This is a genomic window from Streptomyces albicerus, from assembly GCF_008905045.1.
In the GTDB taxonomy this organism is placed as follows: Bacteria; Actinomycetota; Actinomycetes; order Streptomycetales; family Streptomycetaceae; genus Streptomyces; species Streptomyces albicerus.
On record NZ_VWMY01000062.1, the window covers coordinates 1 to 20,305 of the forward strand.

The 20,305-nt window shown below is 69.3% G+C and carries 19 protein-coding genes; 10 read left to right on the plus strand and 9 right to left on the minus strand.

Annotated features, from left to right (window positions below):
- Window positions 1–114 precede the first annotated feature (114 nt).
- The 4 genes from GAS53_RS41510 (at window position 115) to GAS53_RS41525 (ending at window position 5,856) form a co-directional block, all read left to right on the plus strand.
- On the plus strand, window positions 115–1,428 hold the full coding sequence (locus GAS53_RS41510; RefSeq protein WP_225859408.1) for an LCP family protein: 1,314 nt from the start codon (window positions 115–117) through the stop codon (window positions 1,426–1,428).
- Window positions 1,429–1,664: 236 nt separating this feature from the next.
- On the plus strand, window positions 1,665–3,407 hold the full coding sequence (locus GAS53_RS41515) for an LCP family protein (protein WP_151482948.1): 1,743 nt from the start codon (window positions 1,665–1,667) through the stop codon (window positions 3,405–3,407).
- Between the two features lie 76 nt (window positions 3,408–3,483).
- Window positions 3,484–5,118 carry an LCP family protein gene (locus GAS53_RS41520; RefSeq protein WP_151482949.1) on the plus strand — a complete coding sequence of 545 codons (1,635 nt, stop codon included), beginning with the start codon at window positions 3,484–3,486 and terminating at the stop codon, window positions 5,116–5,118.
- A 276-nt stretch (window positions 5,119–5,394) separates the two neighbouring features.
- Window positions 5,395–5,856 carry a hypothetical protein gene (locus GAS53_RS41525; RefSeq protein ID WP_151482950.1) on the plus strand — a complete coding sequence of 154 codons (462 nt, stop codon included), beginning with the start codon at window positions 5,395–5,397 and terminating at the stop codon, window positions 5,854–5,856.
- Between the two features lie 114 nt (window positions 5,857–5,970).
- Here the strand turns inward: GAS53_RS41525 and GAS53_RS41530 are convergent, their stop codons facing one another.
- From GAS53_RS41530 to GAS53_RS41550, 5 genes are read right to left on the minus strand one after another with little or no spacing between them, the layout of a single operon-like run.
- Entirely contained in the window at window positions 5,971–6,387 is a 417-nt protein-coding gene (locus tag GAS53_RS41530) for a hypothetical protein (protein ID WP_151482951.1), read from the minus strand.
- 53 nt (window positions 6,388–6,440) lie between these two features.
- Entirely contained in the window at window positions 6,441–7,319 is an 879-nt protein-coding gene (locus GAS53_RS41535) for a hypothetical protein (RefSeq protein WP_151482952.1), read from the minus strand.
- 58 nt (window positions 7,320–7,377) lie between these two features.
- Window positions 7,378–8,631 (minus strand): ABC transporter permease, encoded by a 1,254-nt coding sequence (locus GAS53_RS41540; RefSeq protein WP_151483003.1) that lies wholly within the window; start codon window positions 8,629–8,631, stop codon window positions 7,378–7,380.
- Window positions 8,632–8,645: 14 nt separating this feature from the next.
- Entirely contained in the window at window positions 8,646–9,341 is a 696-nt protein-coding gene (locus GAS53_RS41545; RefSeq protein WP_151482953.1) for an ABC transporter ATP-binding protein, read from the minus strand.
- A complete protein-coding gene (locus tag GAS53_RS41550; protein WP_151482954.1) occupies window positions 9,338–10,705 on the minus strand; it encodes a peptidoglycan-binding protein in 1,368 nt (455 codons plus the stop codon). The genes GAS53_RS41545 and GAS53_RS41550 overlap by 4 nt, the downstream gene beginning before the upstream one ends.
- A gap of 254 nt (window positions 10,706–10,959) precedes the next feature.
- Between GAS53_RS41550 and GAS53_RS41555 the strand changes: the two genes are divergently transcribed.
- Genes GAS53_RS41555 through GAS53_RS41565 form a run of 3 tightly spaced genes read left to right on the plus strand, consistent with a single transcriptional unit; the run spans window position 10,960 to window position 12,755 of the window.
- Window positions 10,960–11,361: a hypothetical protein gene (locus GAS53_RS41555; protein WP_151482955.1), complete on the plus strand. Its 402-nt coding sequence runs from the start codon at window positions 10,960–10,962 to the stop codon at window positions 11,359–11,361.
- Window positions 11,362–11,376: 15 nt separating this feature from the next.
- Window positions 11,377–12,330: a hypothetical protein gene (locus GAS53_RS41560; RefSeq protein ID WP_151482956.1), complete on the plus strand. Its 954-nt coding sequence runs from the start codon at window positions 11,377–11,379 to the stop codon at window positions 12,328–12,330.
- A gap of 59 nt (window positions 12,331–12,389) precedes the next feature.
- Window positions 12,390–12,755, plus strand: a complete 366-nt coding sequence (locus tag GAS53_RS41565; protein ID WP_225859410.1) for an SH3 domain-containing protein — start codon at window positions 12,390–12,392, stop codon at window positions 12,753–12,755.
- A gap of 108 nt (window positions 12,756–12,863) precedes the next feature.
- On the opposite strand, the gene GAS53_RS41570 is transcribed toward GAS53_RS41565, so the two are convergent.
- Window positions 12,864–13,892, minus strand: coding sequence for a glycosyltransferase family 2 protein (locus tag GAS53_RS41570; protein WP_151482957.1), 1,029 nt, complete (start codon window positions 13,890–13,892; stop codon window positions 12,864–12,866).
- A gap of 127 nt (window positions 13,893–14,019) precedes the next feature.
- Here GAS53_RS41570 and GAS53_RS41575 point away from each other — a divergent pair, with 127 nt between their 5' ends.
- On the plus strand, window positions 14,020–15,468 hold the full coding sequence (locus GAS53_RS41575) for an LCP family protein (RefSeq protein WP_450165028.1): 1,449 nt from the start codon (window positions 14,020–14,022) through the stop codon (window positions 15,466–15,468).
- 142 nt (window positions 15,469–15,610) lie between these two features.
- Here the strand turns inward: GAS53_RS41575 and GAS53_RS41580 are convergent, their stop codons facing one another.
- Window positions 15,611–16,159, minus strand: a complete 549-nt coding sequence (locus GAS53_RS41580; protein ID WP_225859412.1) for an acyl-CoA thioesterase — start codon at window positions 16,157–16,159, stop codon at window positions 15,611–15,613.
- A 119-nt stretch (window positions 16,160–16,278) separates the two neighbouring features.
- Here GAS53_RS41580 and GAS53_RS41585 point away from each other — a divergent pair, with 119 nt between their 5' ends.
- Together GAS53_RS41585 and GAS53_RS41590 are read left to right on the plus strand one after the other, a co-directional pair.
- Window positions 16,279–17,556, plus strand: coding sequence for an LCP family protein (locus tag GAS53_RS41585; protein ID WP_151482958.1), 1,278 nt, complete (start codon window positions 16,279–16,281; stop codon window positions 17,554–17,556).
- Between the two features lie 259 nt (window positions 17,557–17,815).
- The gene (locus tag GAS53_RS41590) at window positions 17,816–18,055 is read left to right on the plus strand and encodes an HAD-IA family hydrolase (RefSeq protein WP_404829404.1); all 240 of its coding nucleotides are present in this window, start codon (window positions 17,816–17,818) and stop codon (window positions 18,053–18,055) included.
- A gap of 51 nt (window positions 18,056–18,106) precedes the next feature.
- On the opposite strand, the gene GAS53_RS41595 is transcribed toward GAS53_RS41590, so the two are convergent.
- Both GAS53_RS41595 and GAS53_RS41600 read right to left on the minus strand, forming a co-directional pair.
- Window positions 18,107–19,057 carry a hypothetical protein gene (locus GAS53_RS41595; protein ID WP_151482959.1) on the minus strand — a complete coding sequence of 317 codons (951 nt, stop codon included), beginning with the start codon at window positions 19,055–19,057 and terminating at the stop codon, window positions 18,107–18,109.
- Window positions 19,054–20,268 carry a protein phosphatase 2C domain-containing protein gene (locus GAS53_RS41600; protein ID WP_151482960.1) on the minus strand — a complete coding sequence of 405 codons (1,215 nt, stop codon included), beginning with the start codon at window positions 20,266–20,268 and terminating at the stop codon, window positions 19,054–19,056. The genes GAS53_RS41595 and GAS53_RS41600 overlap by 4 nt, the downstream gene beginning before the upstream one ends.
- Window positions 20,269–20,305: the final 37 nt, after the last annotated feature.

The window sequence follows — 20,305 nt, forward strand, 5'->3', positions numbered from 1 at the left end:
CCCCACCGCCCCCCATACGCATCCCCCATTCGGCCCACCCCCCAAAGCCCCCCGCCCCCACCCGGGCCATGGTCGTAGGAGCAGTTCCGTACGTCATGAGGGGTGGATTCAGACGTGAGCGACACCGGAGGGACGACCGGCGAGGGGGTGGTCGTGGTGGGGCCCGGGGTCGGCGCTTCCGCGACCGGTGCCGGTGTCGCGCGGCGTAGGCGGCGGTGGCTGCGGTATACGGGTGTCGGGGTCGCCGTGGTCGTACTGGGGGCCGCGGGGACCGGCTGGGCGATGTACGAGAAGCTGAACGGCAACATCACGTCGGACGAGGACGCCGCCGCCGAGCTCGCCCGGTACGAGAAGGAGCGGCCGACCTCACTCGTACGCGACGCACAGAACATTCTGCTGATCGGGTCGGACTCGCGGTCGGGGGACGAGAACCGCAAGTACGGACGGGACCCCGGCACCGAGCGCTCGGACACCACGATCCTGCTGCACCTCGCGGCGAACCGGCGCAGCGCGACCGCGGTCTCGCTCCCCCGGGATCTGATGGTGGAGGTACCGAGCTGCCGCCGGCCCGACGGCAGCCGCACCGAGCCCATGTTCGTGATGTTCAACTACGCCTTCCAGCGCGGCGGTTCGGCCTGCACGATCCGTACGGTCGAGAAGCTGACTGACGTCCGGATCGACCACCACGTGGTCGTGGACTTCCACGGCTTCAAGGACATGGTCGACGCGGTCGACGGCGTCGAGGTGTGCCTGAAGGAACCGATGGACGACCCCGCCGCCAAACTGCGGCTGCCCGCGGGCAAGGTGAAACTCAACGGCGAACAGGCCCTCGGCTACGTACGCGCCCGCAAGAGCCTCGGCAACGGCAGCGACACCGACCGGATCGACCGCCAGCAGCGCTTCCTGGGCGCGCTCGTCAGCAAGGTGCGCAGCAATGACGTACTGCTGAATCCCGTGAAGCTCTACCCGGTGCTGGACGCGGCGACCTCGTCGCTCACCACCGACCCGGGACTGGCGAGCCTGCGGGGCCTGTACGACCTGGTGCGCGGCATGCGCAACATCCCCACCGAACGCGTGCAATTCCTTACGGTGCCGCGGGAGTCGTACATCTACAACGCCAATCGTGACCAGCTCATGGAACCCGAGGCGGAGAAGCTTTTCGAACGGCTGCGCAAGGACGCGCCGTTGGAGGTCGCGAAGGAACTTCCGGAGGATTCCGGCAAAAAGAGTGGTAATGCGGCATCGGAGGATGAGGAAACCCCGTACGAGGGCGGTGACGAAGAGGCGTACGACTCCTCGTACGACTACGAAGAGGAGTCGTACGACGACGGGAAGCCAGGCGGAAAGCGGCCCGACGGTCCCGCCGAGACTCCGGAACCGGTGCCGACTTTTCACGGGAACACGGCCGCCGAGGACACCTGCGGGTAAAGCGCTCACCAAGACGGGGAACCCCTGCTCTAACAAATGCGTCGGATTGCCCAGTTGTAGGTACGTGGAATTTGTCACTGGCGTCGCTCGACGCTGAACTGGGCGGATAGTGTGAGCGATCCGGTGTACCCGGCCCCGAGGTCTGACTTGAGGTCGCGCACTGGATGGACCGACTGACCGAGCGTCTTTTGAGGGGGAAAGACGCCGCGTGGCCCCGACGGAGGACTCAAGTAACCGTGGACGCGCAAGGCCGTGGGCGGGCGGACGATATCGACCCCGCAGACCAGTGGGTACTCAATCCGAACACCGGCGACTACGAACTGCGACTGCAGGCTTCCGCACCGCAGCCGGCGGTTCCCGGTCCCCGGAGAACCGCCACGCGCGCCGGAGGGGCAACAGCGCGCCAGACCACCGTGCCGGGCCGGGAGCGCCGGGGGACGCCCGAGGAGGCACCTGACCCGGGCATCCCGGGACCCCGCAGACGACGCACGCCGCAGGCCCCGCCGCCAGGCCGCCGCAAGGGCCGACCGCAGAAGTCGAAGGGCAAGAAGATCTTGGTCGGGACAGGCGGCACGGTGGCCTTCCTGCTGGTCGCGGCGAGCGTGGGCGGGTACCTCTACTACCAGCACCTCAACAACAACATCACGTCGGTCTCCGACGACGGCGCGGGCACCGGCGGTTTCAGCAAGGACCGCGCGATCAACATCCTGCTGGTCGGCACGGACAAGCGCACCGGTTCGGGGAACTCCGGGTACGGCGACTCCGGGAGCGCCGGTCACGCCGACACCACGGTGCTGCTGCACGTCGCCAAGGACCGTTCGAACGCCACCGCGATGAGCATCCCTCGTGACCTGATCACCGACATCCCGGACTGCCCGACGACTCAGGAGGACGGCAGCACCAAGGTCATCAAGGGCACGCCGAGCACTCGCTTCAACAACAGCCTCGGCCAGGAAGGGCGTACGCCGAGCTGCACAATGCGGACCGTCACCGCGATGACCGGCATCAAGATGGACCACTTCATGGTGGCCGACTTCAATGCGGTCAAGACGCTGACCTCGGCGGTCGAAGGTGTCGAGGTCTGCCTGGCCAAGGACATCAACGACCCGGATTCCAAGCTCAACCTGCCCAAGGGCAAGCACACCATCGAGGGCGAGGAGGCACTCTCCTTCGTCCGTACCCGCCACTCCGTGGGCTTCGGCGGCGACCTGAGCCGGATCGAGATCCAGCAGCAGTTCCTCAGCTCGCTGATGCGCAAGCTCAAGTCGAACGACACCCTCACCAGCCCGACGAAGCTCGTGAAGCTGGCCGAGGCGGGCACCAAGGCGCTGACCGTCGACTCGGAGATCGGCAGCATCACCAAGCTCCGCGATCTGGGCCTGGAACTGGGCAAGTTCGACATGAAGAACCTGTCCTTCACGACGGTGCCGGTGGTCGACAACCCGACCGAGGACATCAAGGCGACGGTCGTCCTCAAGGAGCCCGGTGCCAGGGAGCTGTTCTCCCTGGTGAAGGACGACGTGTCACTCACCGCCGTCAAGCAGCAGGAGAAGAAGGAGAAGGCCGCCGTGGCCGCCCGGCTCAAGGGCACCAAGGCCGACCCTTCGGAGGTACGCGTCAGGGTCCTCAACGGCGGCGCCCCCGCCGGGTCCGCGCAGCAAGCCCTCAACTGGCTGCAGATCGAGAAGGGCGTGACCAAGTCCGAGAACGCGGGCAACGCCGGGGTGACGCTGAAGAAGACGACTCTCGAGTACGCTCCCGACCAGGCCGATCAAGCACGTAGGCTCGCCGACCTCATGGGTCTGCCCGGGTCGGCGATGAAGCCGGGCGAGAGCGTGACCAACTCCCAGGGCCTGCCTGCGATCTCGCTGACTCTGGGAGAGGACTTCAAGGGGGCCGGGGTTTCACTGACCGCTCCGGCAGCCGGGTCGGCGGACGTCGACAAGTCCACTGCAGACAAGGTTGAGTGCGCCGAGTAACCCACCGGGTCCCTCGTGCGTCTAACTGACGTACGAGGGATTCCGTGTGTCAGGCGCAGGGTGGGGAGGCAGGGAGATGGTGCAAAGCAACGTGCGTGGGGAGGGGACCCGACCACGTGACCAGTCGGCCGCGGGGGACGGCGGCTCGCGCAGTGGTGGTGCCAAGTCGGAGGGGGGTGACGCCGGCGGTGGCCGGCACGGCAGATCACCGCGACGCCGCGGCAAACAACACGGCATACTCCGGTGGTCCGCCGCGACTCTCGCGGTGCTCATACTCGGGACGGCCGGCGCCGGTTATCTCTACTACCAGCATCTGAACAGCAACATACGCAAGGGCGAGCGCACCAGCGGAGACTCCAAGGCGGAGAAGGCTAAACCGAACGCGGCCGGCCAGACACCGCTGAACATCCTGCTGATCGGCTCCGACAGCCGTAACTCCACGGAGAACGTCAAGCTCGGCGGCAGCAGGGACCAGGTCGGCAGCAAACCGCTGGGCGACGTCCAGATGCTCATCCACCTGGCCGCGGACCGCAAGAGCGCCGCCGTCGTGAGTATTCCGCGCGACACCCGGGTCGACATCCCGAAGTGCACTGACCCCGAGACCGACGAGCCGTACCCGGCGACCAACAACATCATCAACGCGTCGCTGGGCCGCGGCGGAGCCGGCTGCACCCTTGCCACCTGGCAGAACCTCACCGGGGTCTACATCGACCACTGGATGACGATCGACTTCGCGGGTGTGGTGAAGATGGCGGACGCCATCGGCGGTGTCGAGGTCTGCGTGGAGCACAAGATGTGGGACCGCCCGCTGCCCGGCGTTTCCGGCGGCTCCGGCCTGAAGCTGGATGCCGGCAAGCAGAAGGTCAAGGGCAAGAAGGCACTGCAGTGGCTGCGCACCAGGCACGCCTTTTACAGCGATCTGGGCCGGGCCAAGGCCCAGCACATGTACATGAACTCGATGATCCGCACACTGAAGGACCAAAACGTCTTCACCGACGGCGGGCGGCTGATGAGCCTGGCCGAGGCCGCCACGAAGTCCCTGAAGGTCTCCGAGGAGCTCGGCTCGGTCAAGGAACTGTACGACCTGGGCATGCAGCTCAAGACGGTGCCGGCCGGCCGCATCACCATGACGACCATTCCGACCGTCAAGGACCCTCTGGACGCGAACCATCTGATCCCGGCGGGCGCCGACGCCGAGAAGATGTGGACGATGATCCGCGACGACATCCCGTTCGACAAGGGCGGGGACTCGAAGAAGAAGCCGGCCGCGGAGCCGGTCTCCAAGGACCCCGCGGCCGCGGACGACGAGATCGGCGTGGTGGTGCAGAACGGCACGCGGTCGGCCACGCTCGGCCCGGTCGGCGGCAGGGCGAACGCGATCACCCAGCTGCTCGCCCAGAAGGGCTTCACCAAGGCGGCGGCCGACTTGTCGGCGGTGGCCGAGGACAAGACGGTCGTCCGCTTCCCGAGCGCCGAGTTGGAGGGCGACGCCCAGCGCGTGGCCAAGTCGCTGGGGATTCCGCTGAGTTCGGTGAAGAAGTCGACCGACGTATCCGGAGTCACCCTTGTCGTGGGCGCCGACTGGCGTACCGGCACGGCCTATCCGAAGCAGTCCGCGCCCGAGGCCGGGGATCTCCCCAAGGATGCCGACGCCGTGAGCGGTTCCGACAGTGACGCGTGCATGCCGGTGTACGAGCCCTACCGCTTGTGACGGTGCGGCGGCCGGCCGTGCTGTGTCAGGGGGTCTCGTCCAGGGAGGACGAGACCCCCTGACACATCCGGCCTGACAGCCGATCTGAGGCGCGGCATCCGAGGCACTGGATCCGAGATCCGAGACACTGGATCCATGATCAGTATCTTCCGGCCAACCGCGCTGCGGATTTGAGCCAATTCATGAGCATGACATGTTCGTGTTGATCTCCGACATGCCAAGATCACCGCTCGGTACCACAACGACCGATCTTGTAACCACATAGGGGGATCAATCATGGCTATACGCAAGAGACTTGGCAGTGCCGCCGCCGCACTCGGCATCGCGGCAGCCACCCTGGTCATCAGCGCTCCCACGGCTTCGGCCGGCGGCTACGGCTGCGCGGGCAACCAGATCGCCACCTACCCCGTGAAGTACGGCTCGACCACGTACGGCACCCTCCACGTGTACTACGACTCGTCGACCGGCAAGAACTGCGCGGTCAACGTCGCCACCACCGCGGGTGGGTACGGGGTGGACAAGTACATGGAGGTGACGATCACGCGCTGTTCCGAAACGTCTCCTTCCTCCACGTGCCATGTACAGGATCAGGACTTCGAGGGTTACTACCCCTTCAAGTACTACGCCGGGCCGGTCACGGTGAGCGCGGCCAACCACTGCATCAATATCTCGGGGCGCATCAACTACAACGGCAACAAGGCGTTCGGAACCGCTTACGGGGCGAAACACTGCGGCTGACCTCAGCGTCGAGCCGACTGGCGCAAGAGCAGCGCTCCTGACGAGGACGGGCCCCTCCCCCACCGGGGAGGGGCCCGCTCCAGTTCCCGCAGGGCCTACGGGGTCAGCGTCGGCTCAGCGCCAGCGGAAGGACGCGTTGTTGTTGTAGGTGTTGGAGAGGTTGCCCTTGTCGCGCGGCGGCGCGACGTCGGAGGCGCCGGCGTAGTTCGAGTTGAAGTAGGAGACACCGGTCTTGCTGTCGTGGCTGTTCGCGTAGGACGCGGCGTTGTTCTTCACGGGCGTGCCCACGCCGTTGGTGCCCTGGCCGCCGTTCGAGAAGTTCCAGCCGGCCCAGTTCGAGCGGTTCTCGTATGTGTTGGTCCAGCCGCCCCTCTGGCCGGAGTTGTACCAGAGGCAGTAGTCGACATCGATGACACCGCCGCACAGACCGTCCGGGATGTCGTCGGCCTGGGCCGGTGCCGCGGTGGCCAGCATGCCGAGAGCGCCGGCGGCCGCCAGGGCGGCGGTGAGGGCGGAAGTACGGAAACGCATGAGATGGGTGTCCCTTCTGTCCTGCGGATGGGGGGTGGTCAGGCAGCGACGGTTCACCGGGATTCGCCCAGCTCGGCGGCAGCCCGCTTGAGCTGGTCCGTCTTGTGCCGCTTGATCCGGGCGAGTTCCTCGGCGTTCTCGTCGATCTCCGCCCGCTGCCATTCGGACTCGACGTCGAACCAGGTGCTGACGAGTCCGGTCTTCTTCTTGCATTCGACGTCCGCTCGGGCCGTCGAAATCTCGGCGGGGCTGGTCTTCTCGGCCCCGAACGCCGGGTCGTCGATGGCGTCCATGGGTGAGGCATAGCGGTACCCCTTGGCCGCCATGCACGAGGACCACGTGCGGAAGACAGTGAGGACGCGGGGGTCCTTCTGGCTGCGGACGAAGCTCTCCATGTTCAGTTCGCGGGCAGACTTGTCCGGGCCGAACTCGGCGTCCCCGCCCGCCAGTCGTCGCTTGGCCTCGCCGATGCACCCGCCGTCGGGGTCGAGCGAACCGTCCGCGAGAGGCTTGCCCGCGAGCGCGACGCGGCCGGCCTCGCCCAGCGACTTGGTGGCCGACTCACCGGCCTTCGGGGTCGGGAAGTGATAGCCGTACGCCTCTGCCGTATGCGAGTTGGCAATGCCGTAGCGGCGGTCCATGACCCCGATGTCGGGGGACTGCGTGTCGTCCGGGCGGTAGTCGAAGCCGGAGCGCTTCATACAGCGCTGGGCCAGGCTGCTCATCGCGTCGGTCATCAGGCCGAGTTCGGACTCCGAGAAGATGTAGCCCTCGATGGGCAGGGCCAGATCCGCCGTGAGGCTGGACGACTTGGGCGCGATGGAGCTGTCCGGCTGCTCCGGTACGGCCGTCTTGTCGCCGTCGCCGGAGCCGGAGCAGCCCGCGAGGAGCAGAGCTGTGGCGAGCAGGGCGGTCGCTGTCGTCTTTCGCACGTCTCTTCCTTGGGAGCCATGGGGGGCTGGGAGCTGAGCGAACGGGGAGCGGTGTGCCTCAGCGGCGCAACGCCTCCGCGGGTTGGATGCGGCTGGCGCGCCACGCCGGGTAGAGCCCCGCGAGGACCCCGGTGACCAGGCCGATCGCCGGGGCGGCGACGACGGTCGCCGGGTGGATGACCGGTGTCCAGTCACGGACCACCGCCATGACGACCACGGTCACCGTGCCGAGGCTCGTGCCGACCAGCCCGCCGAGAGCCCCCAGGGCGCCCGACTCCGTCAGGAACTGCACGGTGATGTGGCGGCCTCGGGCGCCGAGCGCTCTGCGCAGGCCGATCTCCCCGGTTCGTTCGAGGACGGCGACGAGCGTGGTGTTGGCGATACCGACCGCTCCGATCACCAGGCAGATCCCGGCCATCAGCATGAAGAGCTGGTTGAGGTCGGAGGTGACGTCGCCGCGCAGGGATCTCGGATCCGGCGGCGGGACGACCTTGAAGTGGTCGGGGTGCGCGGGGTCGAGGGCCAGGGCTGCCTCGGAGGCGATCTGCCGGGCGGCCCCCAGCTCGGTGGAGATGAGCATCTTGGCCCGCTGTCCTGCCTCCGGACCGCCCCAGATCTCCTCGGCCGTGGTCCGCGGCACCACCACCGACAGCAGCAGGTCCGCCTTGCGCTGCACGTCGTCGACAATGCCGATCACCGTGAAGGCACGGTCTTCCACGAAGATGGCCGGGGCCGTCTCCAGCGTGGTGATGCCCAGGCGGGAGGCGAGCCCGGCGCCGATCACGGCGACGTTCTCACCACGCCGGTCGTGGTACGCGTCGAAGATCCGCCCCTGCGCGAGGTGCGGGCCGGCCGCCGCGAGGACTCCGGGTGACGCGGCGACCACTTGCGTCTGCTCCCCCGTGCCCTCCGTACCGACGGGCGCGGCGCTCACCACAGTGTCGGGCCCGAGGCGCACGGGCCAGTACACACCGGCCTCGCGGACCCCGCCCAGCGCACCGATACGGCGGTCCGCGTCGGCGGGGAAGGCGTTGGGGAGGAACTCGGGCCGCTCGCCTCCGGTGTCCTCGACGGTCACCTCGGTGGCGGTCAACTCGTTGAAGCGGGAGTCGATCTGTGAGGACGTGGTCGCCGTGAGGCCGAGGACCGCGACGAACGTGCCGACGCCCAGCACGGTACCCAGCGCGGTCAGGACGGAGCGCGCCGGACGCTGGAGGATTCCGGCGACGGACTCGGACAGCAGGTCGCGCGGACTGAACCGCGACCGGTCGGCTGTCGTTTCCCGTGCCCTCCGTCGCGGCACCCACTTCATCTTGCGGCCCGGCATCAGACAGCCACCTGCTCGCTGAGCGCGCCGTCCCTGATGGCGATCGTGCGGCGACCGCGGGCGGCGACGTCCGGCGCGTGGGTGATCACCAGGAGGGTGATGCCGTCCCGGTGGAGCTCGTCGAGGAGCCCGAGGACCGACTCGGCCGTGTGCGTGTCGAGGTTGCCGGTCGGTTCGTCGCACAGCAGCAGCGACGGCCGGGCGACCAGGGCCCGGGCGATGGCGACGCGCTGGCGTTCGCCTCCGGAGAGCCGGGTGGGCAGTGCGTCGGTCCGGTGTTCGAGGCCGACTCGGTGCAGTGCCTCGCGGGCCCGCTCCCGGCGGCCGCGGCGCACCCCGCCGTTGTAGACCATCGCCAGCTCGACGTTCTCCAGCGCGGAGCGGTGCGGCAGCAGGTGGAAGCTCTGGAACACGAATCCGATGCGCCGTCCGCGCAGTCCGGTGCGGTCGGCGTCGGCCAGCGGTCCGGTGTCGATGCCGTCGAGGAGGTACTGCCCCTCGGTGGGTGCGTCCAGCAGCCCGGCGATGTTGAGGAACGTCGACTTGCCGGAGCCGGAGGGTCCGACGATCGTGACGTACTCCCCGTGCCGGATCACCAGGTCACAGGGTTTCAGGGCCGGTACGGGCGGCGGCCCGGGATACGTGAGACCCGCGCCGCGGAACTCGATGACCGGCGGCACGGCGGGTGTGGTCACTTGGCGGCCTCGTCACCCTCCGCAGGCCTGACGCCCACGACGACCTTGTCGCCCTCGGCGAGCCGGGCCCCGCCCACCGGGGTCACCTCGGTGTAGCCGTCACCGGAGGTGCCGGGGCGCACCTCGACACGGCGCCGGTCGCCGGAGCGCTCCAGCACGGTGACCCTGGTGCGCGAGTCGGCCCCGGCGGACAGCGCGGAGACCGGGACCACCAGGACCTTCCCGCCGGATGAACCCGCCTCGACGGTGAGCCGTACATCCTGACCCGCGAGGCGGCCGGGGAGTGCGCGGTCCGGTTTCACGGTGACCGCGTACCCCTGTCCGGCGGGCGCCTCCGCGGCCGCCCCCTCGCCGTCCGCCTCGGGAACCGTGGGAGTGTTCGCGACGGCGCTGACCGTGCCGGTCAGTTCGTCGCCGTACACCTCGGACAGCACCTGGACCTTCTGGCCCGGGCGGATCAGGTCCTTCTCCTGGGCGCCGAGGAAACCCGTGACGACGAGCTTCCCCGCGGAGACGGTGGCGAGTTTCTCGCCCGCGGCCGCTCCGACCTTGGCGGTCATGCTGTCGACCCGGGCGGGGAAACCGGAGAGGAACACCACCTCGGAGGCGGGCACCATCGGCCCCGACACCGCCTCGGCATCGGCCAGTTCGGACTCGGCCTCGGCCAGGTCCTCGCGTGCGTAACGGATCTCGTCGGCGTCGGCCTTGTCCCGCACGAGGCCGTCGAGCGCGCGCTGGGCACCCTTCACCTCGTCGCGTGCGCCCTCCAGGGGGTCGCCGCCGTCCTTGCCGCCGCCCGTGGTCACCGGCTCGTAGCCGATGGACGCGTACAACGCGCCGACGGCCGCCTTGGTGCCCGCGCCGAAGGTGCCCGCGGCGTCGGCGCCCGTGGCATGACCGAGGTCGCGCAGCGCCTCCTGGAGCTGGCGTACGTCATCTCCGTGGGAGCCGGGCTTGAGGTCCCGGTAGACGGGGAGCTTGCCGCGCAGCGCGAACACCGGGCGGCCCGACACCTCGACGAGGACCCGGCCGCCTCGGAACGTCTGGCCCGAGCGCACCATGACCTTGGTGACCACGGGCCTGGCGGCGTCCTCCGCGGCCGTTCCGCCCGGGGCGATGTCCACCGTCTGCGACGCCGAGACCGCACCCCGTGTGACGACCGTGTCGGCGAGCACGCGCCGTTCGACGGTTGCGGTGAGGACATCGGGGGCCGGCGGCTGCGCCTCGGCGGCGGCCTGCGCCGGCGACTTCACATAGACCGAGGTCCACAGCGCGGCGCCGACAAGCACCACGGACCCCACGGCGACGGCGGTCAGCGACCGCTTGCGCCGGGTCAGGCCGGAGCTGTCCCCCTGTTTCGACACCGCACACTCCCCCAACTGTGGACGAGGTGTGCCGGGTCAGGGCGTCACATCGTCATGGTCGCCCAAGAGATGACCATTTGACTTCGATCACTGTCAAGTCGCTTTCGTTTCACGCCCTTTACCGAACGATCACTTACGGCCACAGTGATCATTTTTCAGTCATATGGACCGCCCAAGCCACCCATCTGAACAAAAGTCATGCCAAGATCCTTCGCCGTTGAGCACATAAAGCTCACAAACAACGGGAGGACACCATGAGAGTTCGCTCTCTCTTCGCCGCGGCGGCGCTCGCGCTCGGGACCATCGCGCTGAGCACGGCGCCGGCTCAGGCCGACTACGACGACGGCAACTGCAACAGCGGTGAGCTGTGCATGTACTACCACTCGACCCAGTACGGGGCTTCGTCCTTCAGGGACTTCTACGACGAGGCCCCGAACCACCACCTCGAGGTGTTCCTCTCGAGCGGCGCGGGCAGGGGCCAGGTCGTCGGCAACAACGCGTCCTCCGCCAAGTGCGCCGGCACCCGCTACAACTACGCGATCTTCTTCAACTCGAACTTCAACGGGCAGCGGCACAACCACACCTGCGACGGTGTGCGCCGCAACACGCCTGGCTGGCTGCAGAACAACAACGCGTCCAGCTACGAGCCCTTCTAGGCAGCGGACGACCACATGTCACGCAGTACCACCGCACGACTGCTCGGGGCGGCGCTCGTCTGCGCCGCCCTCGGGCTGACCGGCTGCGCATCTGGTTCGGACAGCGACGACGAACCGGGCAGCCGCTCCAAAGAGGCGCCTCCGGTCGACTTCAAGAACCCTCCGAAGGTCACGGCCACACCGTCCATGTCCGGCGCGCGCAATCTGCAACTGCCGCTGGAGGCGTACGCCTGGACCGACGCCGAGGAGCGCACCAAGCGGCAGGGTGAGGATCTGCTCGCCGCCGACTGCATGCGCGACTTCGGCTTCGGCCTGGAGCCGCGACCCCTCTACCGGGGCGACAAGGCGCTGCGCGACGCCCACCGTTACGGCGTGACCGACCCGGCCACCGCCTCGCGCTACGGCTACCACCCGGACCCCACCGCGCGCGGCGCCAAACCGCCGAAGGAGAACTACTCGCCCGCCGAGTCCCTTGTGCTGTTCGGACCGCAGGACGGTCAGAAGGCGCAGCAGGAGCAGAACGGCAAGGCGATCCCGAAGGGGGGCTGCTGGGGCAAGTCCCTGCGCGACCTCGCCTCCGCGGGGCCCAAGGTCCACCCGGACAAGGAGGAGTTCGCGGACCAGCTCGCCGGCTACACCTATCAGGAGTCGCAGAAGGACTCCCGGGTGAAGAAGGTGTTCGCCGCCTGGTCGGCCTGCATGAAGGAGAGCGGCTACTCCTACGCACACCCCATGGCCGCCGTCGAGGACAAGCGGTTCGCGCAGGCGCCGAACGCCACGCCGGAGGAGATCCGGGTGGCCGAGGCCGATGTCGCGTGCAAGCGCAAGCACAACGTGATCGGCACCTGGTACGCCGTCGAAGTCGCGTACCAGAACCGGGCCGTCGAGAAGAACCAGCAGCAGCTGAACACGCTCAAGGACCGCAAGGAAGCGATCCTCAAGGCCGCCGCGGCGGCCGGCGCCCGCTGACCCACCACGCGGCACACGGCACCGGAGGCCCGGTGACACGAACACACGGGGAGATACCGATGAAGAAGATCCGTTTCATGACGGCGGCCGCGTCCGCACTGCTGACCGCGGGCGCCCTGACCGCCACGGCTCCGTCAGCCTCCGCGGCCGCCGACGCCTGCGTTCGCCCCAGCTGGTCGAACAAGTCGACCGGCGTCGGGCACGCCAAGGAGGGCTTCGCGCGGGTCCGCCTCGGCCCGAGCTCGGACTGCGCGGTGAACATCGCGGTCGGCGGCAACTACAACCTGTACTACGACTGCTGGGTGATCAACTCCGCCGGGAACCGCTGGACGCATGTCGACGTGCCCAGCTCCGCCACCGGCGGCTGGGTGTGGAACGGGAATCTGGACGACGGCGGTTCGGTGGCCGACAGCAGCAAGTGCTGAACCTCCGACGGGAGTTCGTACTCGGACCGCACGACGGCGCCCGGCGGTGTACGCCGGGCGCCGTCGTGTCGTCTCCGGACCCTGCCGCTGTCGCTGCCGCTGTCGAGATCAGGCCTCGCTCAGCACCGCTGGCCGCCGTGAAGCGATGACCTTCTTCGCCAGCGACTTCGGGCTGGTCAGAAAGCCGAAGCCCCACGACATGTGCATGGTGGCAAGGGCGACGGGAATCTGCAGCCGCGCCTTCAGTGACAGCCCCTTGCCCGCGGGGACGGACCCGAGGGCGATCGCCGCGAGGTAGCCGCCGGGGACCAGGAAGCCCCAGGGGGTCAGGGCGGCGCCGGCCACGATGCCGGCCGCGATCGCGCACACCGCGACCGGTGGGGCGAGGTAGCGCAGGTTGATCGAGCCGGAGTGGTAGCGGGCGACGACGTGGCGCCAACGGCCGTAGTCCTTGTACTGCTTGGCCAGGGCCCTCACCGAAGGGCGCGGGCGGTACGAGACGCGCAGTTCGGGCGAGAACCAGATGAGGCCGCCCGCTTCCCTGATCCGGAAGTTCAGCTCCCAGTCCTGGGCGCGGATGAACTCCTCGTTGTAGCCGCCCTGTTGCTCCAGGGCCTCGCGCCGGAAGACGCCCAGGTACACGGTCTCGGCCTTTCCGGCCTCGCCGCCCGTGTGGAAGGCCGCGTTGCCCACGCCGATCTTCGACGTCATGGCCGCGGCGACCGCGTGCTCCCAGTCGTTCTCGCCCTCGGCGTGCATGATGCCGCCGACGTTCTGCGCGCCGGTCTCCTCCAGGAGGCGGACGGCGGTCGCGATGTAGTTCGGCGAGAGAATGCCGTGCCCGTCGACGCGTACCACGATCGGGTGGCGGGACGCCTTGATCGCGGCGTTCAGCGCGGCGGGGGTGCGGCCGGTCGGGTTCGGGACCGTGTGTACACGAGAGTCCTCGCGTACGAGTTCGGCCGCGATCTCGTCCGTACGGTCCGTCGAGGGACCGATGGCGATCACGACCTCCATCTCGCCTGCGTACTCCTGGGCGAGGATCGCTTGGACGGCTCCGCGCAGATGCCGTTCCTCGTTGAGGACGGGCATGATCACGGACACGGCGGGGAGCTGCACGTCGGGCTTGGCGTTCATCGCGGATTACGTTACCGCGAATGGGGGACACGGACGCGCGCCGCCCGGTCCCTGCGCCGGGCCGCAGATCGTATGGCCCTACGGTGCTCACGGACCCCCACACCCGGCCGACGCGGAGGTGTCCGCCTTGTCCTCCCCGCCCCGCTCCCCCGCGCGCCCTCAACGGCCCCGCCCCCGGCGGACGCCCGTACGGCGCAAGCGGCCGCGCTGGGCCATGCGGGTGGCGACCTCGCTGTCGGTGGCCGTGCTCGCGGCGGCCGGCATCGGGCACGCGGTGGTCACGGGGCTCGACTCCGACATCAACCGGATCGACCCCTTCAAGGACATGAAGAACCGGCCCGCGCGGGGCGACGGCATGAACGTGCTCCTCGTCGGCACCGACGGCCGGGACCGGATCACACCGGCGGAGAAGAAGAAGTACCGGCTCGGTGGCGCCCCCTGCCGCTGCACGGACACGATCATGATCGTGCACCTCTCCGAGGACCGGCAGCGGGCCAGCATCGTGAGCCTGCCGCGCGACTCGTACGCCGAGACGCCCGCGCACACCGACAGGACCACCGGCAAACAGCACAAGGCGCACCCGCTCAAGCTCAACGCCGCGTACGCGGAAGGCGGACCCCAGCTGACCGTCCGCACCGTCGAGAACATGACCCATGTGAAGATCGACCACTATCTGGAGGTCGACTTCACCAGCTTCATGAAGACCGTGGACGTCCTCGGCGGGGTGCGGATCTGTACGGTGCGGCCGCTGAAGGACACGTACACCGGGCTCGACCTGCCGGCCGGGACGCACGATCTGAACGGCGGGCAGGCCCTGCAGTACGTGCGCGCGCGGCACACCGACGGGGCTTCGGACCTCGGCCGGATGCAGCGTCAGCAGCGGTTCCTGGCCGCGCTGATCGCCCGGGCCACCTCGTCCGGGGTGCTGCTCAACCCGATCAAGTTCCAGGACGTGACAGGGGCCGTGCTCGGCTCGGTGCGCGCGGACAAGGGCTTCGGGACGGACGAGCTGATCGACCTGGGGCGGGCGATGCGGACCTTCTCGCCGTCCTCGTCGGAGTTCACGACCGTCCCGATCGGGACGATGGGGTACGCCGTGAAGGGCATCGGCTCGACCCTGAAGTGGGACGAGAAGAAGGCGGGCCGGCTGTTCAGGACCCTGCGCGACGACAAGCCGCTCGCCCCCCACCGGGTCCGCTCGAAGGCCCTGCTCGTCGATGTCGCCCCGCAGCAGATCCGGGTCCAGGTCGAGAACGGCACCACGACCCCCGGGCTCGGCCGCCGCGTCGACAGCGCCCTGGCCGCCACCGGCTTCCGCACGACACGGGCTCCCGTGAACGCCCGCGACCGCTCGGTCCACCGCACGGTCGTCCAGTACGACCCCGGCTGGGACCGCTCCGCGAAGTCCCTCGCGACGGCCCTGCCGGGCAGCGAACTACGACCGGCAAAGGGCCTGGGCCCCTTACTGAGGGTGATCGCGGGCTCGGACTTCAAGGAGGTCCGAAAGGTACGGGCAGAGGACCCGACCCAGGGTGAGTTCGGCGCGGTGACAGGAGACCAGGTGGTATGCCCGTAGACCACCAATCCACCGAGGGCCCACCTCCGAATCCCCCAGCGAACCTTCAAATCCCGACCGACAAGGGCGCGCCCCTCAGGGGCGCGGGGAACTGCGCGACCAGCCACATCCGGCCCGCAGCTTCCACACGACCCGCGGAGCCCTAGTCATCCAGCCCCTCAGCGGAACGTTTCTCCCGCAACTCCATGATCGCCCGCCGCCGAGCAAGCCGATGGGTACGACGGATCTGCGCCTCCTGATACCGACGCCGATCCCGCTCACTCTCCGCAACCACCGGAGGTACCCGTCGGGGCTTGCCATCGGCGTCAACCGCGGCGAAAACGAGATAGGCCGAACCGACCTGCTGGGGTGGCGTCGACTCGTTCCATCGCTCGGCGAGAACGCGGACGCCGACCTCCATCGACGTACGACCCGTCCAGTTGACCTGTGCCTTCACATGGACCAGGTCGCCTACGCGCACCGGTTCCAGGAAGGCCATCTCGTCCATCGAGGCGGTGACGGCGGGCCCGCCGGAGTGCCGGCCGGCCACGGCGCCGGCCGCGTCGTCGACCAGCTTCATGATCACTCCACCGTGCACCGTTCCCAGGAGGTTGGTGTCGTTGTGGGTCATGATGTGGCTGAGGGTGGTCCGGGACGCCGAAATCGGCTTGCCCGGAATATCGGATTCCGGGGCGCGAGCCTGGTCTGTCATGGCGTCCACCTTATGCCGGGGCGTGCAAGGGCTGATTTGCATCAGCTCTGCAACAGCCGTGGTGCGATTTTCCGAAGACTCTTGTATGCAGCACAGGCGGGCACTGCACACTGGGGCGCATGAACGATTGGCCCCAGGGACGGTCCGGAAACAACGGCGGCGACCAGTACGGCCGCGGCAGCGCGAGCGCCAGGCCCGAGGGCGCCCGCGTGATGCGGCAGGTGCAGCGCGGCCCCGGGGCCGTTCCGCGCTCCTCGCCGCCTCGAGGGGTCCCGCCGCAGCCGACGTACACGGACGGCTACGGCGAGGGCGGCTACGACAGCGGGTACAACACGGGCCAGGTGTACGGCTCGCCGGGCGGCGGGGGTCCTGAGGACCCGCCGGGGCCGCACGGGCGGGGGCCGCGGCCCGCGCCGAACTGGCGCCGGCGGATCAAGTGGACCGCGATCACGCTGGTCACGCTCCTGCTCGTGGTCTCCGTCAGCACGTACTTCTGGGCCGACTCCAAGCTCAACCGGGACGTCGACCTGTCGAAGGTCATCGACCGGCCCGACGCGGGCGAGGGCACGAACTACCTGATCGTCGGCTCCGACAGCCGCGAGGGCATGTCCGCGGAGGAGAAGAAGAAGCTCCACACGGGCTCCGCCGACGGCAAGCGCACGGACTCGATGATGATCCTGCACGTCGGCGACAACGGGAACACGATGATCTCGCTGCCGCGCGACTCGAATGTGACGATCCCCACGTTCAAGGGCTCCGAGTCCGGCAAGACCTTCCCGGGCACCGGCCGTCAGGTGAAGCTGAACGCGGCGTACGCGGAGGACGGGCCCGAGCTGCTCGTGCGTACCGTCGAGGCCAACACCGGGCTGCGTATCGACCACTACGCGGAGATCGGCTTCGCCGGCTTCGCGAAGATCGTCGACTCCGTCGGCGGCGTGGAGATCGAGATCCCCAAGGGCGGCATGAAGGACGACAAGTCCGGCGCCGACTTCGAGGCGGGCAAGCAGACCCTCAACGGCGAGCAGGCGCTGGCCTTCGTGCGTACCCGGTACGCGCTGGCGGGCAGCGACCTGGACCGTACGAAGAACCAGCAGAAGTTCCTCGCGGCCCTCGCCAACCAGACGGCCACCCCGTCCACGATCCTGAACCCCTTCAAGCTCTACCCGACGATGAGCTCCAGCCTCGGCACCCTCACCGTCGACAAGGACATGTCCCTCTGGGACCTCGCCTCCATGTTCTGGGCCATGAAGGGCATCACCGGCGGCGACGGCAAGTCCATGAACATGCCCATCTCCGGCAACTCCGCCAACGGCAACCTCCAGTGGGACACCACCAAGGTCAAGCAACTGGTGGAGGAGCTGAAGAACGACGAGAAGGTAACGGTGTCGGGCAACTGACCGACCTCCGCCGTACGCGTACGCGTTCCGGGGCCCCGCCGATCCACTCGGCGGGGCCCTTGCCGTTGCACCCGCGGTTGCTTGCCGTTGCCCTTGCCGTGCGCCCGCGCGGCCCGGGAGACGGCCTCCTGAGCCCGGATGCCAGGCTGCCGCCATGACGATCTCCCACCCCACCGGAAGACCGCCCGCCGATCGACCACCGTTCGACGCGGTGCTCTGTGACATCGACAACGCCGGTTGGAGGAGGACCTGGAGGCAAATGGGTCTGACCGATCTCGCCGACCATGTCGTCAGCAGTGCGCGGGTGGGTGTCGTGAAGCCGGACCGGCGCATCTTCGAGATCGCCGTTGAACGGGCCGGCGCTCCCGCCGGGCGCTGCCTGTTCGTGGACGACACCCTGGAGAACGTGGAGGCGGCGGTCGCGCTCGGGATGCGGGGGGTCCACTATCGCGAACCGGCGGATCTCCGTGGCGCGTTGAGTGCCCTGCTGGACGGCTGAACTCCGTTTCTGCACGTCTGCAGGGCGGTCCGAGGTGCGCGAAGCGGCGGATCAGTCGCGAAGGGGGATGCGTCCACGGTGGCGGGGGCCGTCGAACTTCGAGCGGTCCACAGTGGGCTTCGGGGGCGGCTCGGCGGCGAGGAGTCTGATGGTGTCCCGGCCGGCCAGGGCCGTGCGCCACTGGCCCAGGTGCGGTCTGCTGCCGCGCGGTCCTGCGGCCTGTTCCCAGAGCGCCCTGACCGCGTTCTCCCGTCGGTCGTCGAGCACGCCGGGCAACGGTTGCAGGGGCGTGCCGGGAGCCGCGTAGGCGTCCTGGCCCAGGACGCGCCCCACGAGCAGGGCCACTTTGTAGCGGTCGCTGTCCACGGTGACGGAGCCCGGTGACGCCAGCGGGTCATGCCAGTCCGGGGTGTCCGCCTGCTCCAGGACCGGCGGCCGTCCCACGAGGCGCACCCCGTCGCAGTCGAGGAGGTACGGGGCCGGCCCCGGTCGCACGGTCCACAGCACGTTGGCCTGCGAGACGTCCCCGACGACGAGTCCCAGTGCGTGCAGCCACTGGAAGAGTTCGACGACGGCCACCACCAGGGCGTACCGCTCGGCCGGAGACGGCTGCTGAACGGCCTGCCAGGCGGCTTTGGGAGCGCGCAGCAGATACGACAGCTCGGTCAGCCGGGTGTCACCGCGCGACGTCCGCCAGGTCATGGAGTCCGGGGCGCGGTGCATGAGGAAGCCGGTCACCCGGCCGCCGTCCATGACCCGGCACAGCGGCCACGCCGTCTCCCGGTCCAGCCGGTCCCGGTCGGCGGGGGCGAGTCCCTGGCGCAGCGCCACGAGGGCCCCGAGTTCCCCGCCGTCGACCTTCCGCGGCTCGCGGTAGCTCTTGTACAGCAGTCGTCCCGGGCCGCCGTCCACGTCGTACACCTCGCCCTGGCCGCCGTCACCGACGCGGATCCCCAGGGTGAGCGCGCCGAGCGGGACATCGGCTCCGTCGGCGGGGCTCACGGCGTGCCCTCCCAGAGCACGACCGCGGTGCGGTCGTCGTCGTACGACTTCACCCGGTACTGCAGCTGCCAGAGGAAATCGGCAGGGGCGGGAACGGCCCCGGCACCCCACGCGGAACGCAGGAAGTCCCGCATCCCGTCGTCCCCCGCGAGCGGCGTGGACAGGCCGTCCGTGCACAGGACCAGTACGTCGCCGGGCAGGACCGGACCGAGGAGCTGGGCGCGGGCGCGGTGACTGTACGGCAGCGCCGCCGTGCGAGTGTCGATCATCCCGTCGCCGCCGTGCTCCGGATCCGTGAGGGACAGGTTCCACTGGGCGTCACGCAGCAGAGCGGTGCCGCCGTCGCCGACGGCCAGGAATCCGCGGGTGCGGATCTCCGGGTCCAGGGGCACGAGCAGGGCACGCAGGGTGGTGGCGTACGCGGCCGGGTCGTCGCCCCGCTCGTAGGAGTGGTGGGTCAGGAGCGTTCCCACTCGCCCCACCGCGGCGTCCACCAGCTCGGCGAACCGGCTCTGGTCACCCGCGCGCAGCGCCGCACCGAGTTCCGCGGAGACGGTGTCCAGGTGTATCGCGGCGAGCCGGCAGGCCTCCTGCGAGCCGACGTGCGAACGCGCTGCCGAACCCACGCCGTCCGCCACGGCGAGCAGCAGCAGCCCCTCGGGGCCGGGCGCACCGATGAGCGCCACGGCCAGGGAGTCCTGGCGCGGCTCGCTCTGATAGCGGTGCGAGTCGCCGCGTACGGAGGCCGCCCGCACCGTCAGCGAGCCGTAGGCGGCGCCGTCCACCACCATGTCGGGGATCAGAGCCGCAGTCGGGTCGTGCCGGACCGCCGGGACACCACGGGGTTCCGGTGGGTACATCGGGGGCTTCCGGCCGGAGTGCGGGGGGACACCCAGGACGGGGAGGACGGGGACCTGTGCCGCGGTTTCCTCGGGCGCAACGCCCTGGGGTGCGACTTCCTGGAGGGCGGCTTCCTGGGGTGCGGGTCCGGGCGCGGGCGCGGGCGCGGGCGCCGGCTCGGTGGCGTACGGCGTCACCGGCGGTGGCGGCTGGGCAGGCGGCGTCACCGGCGGTGGCTCCGGTGCCGGCTCGGGACCGACGGCGGCCGGGGCGGGCTCCGGAGGTTCGGAGAAGAACTGGTCGACGGTCCGCCACGTTTCGTCCAGCGGATCGTGCCGCTGCGGGTCGGCATGGGACGGTCCGGCGTTCATGTGCGCGGCGCTCCTGTCCTGTCCCATCGGAGTGACC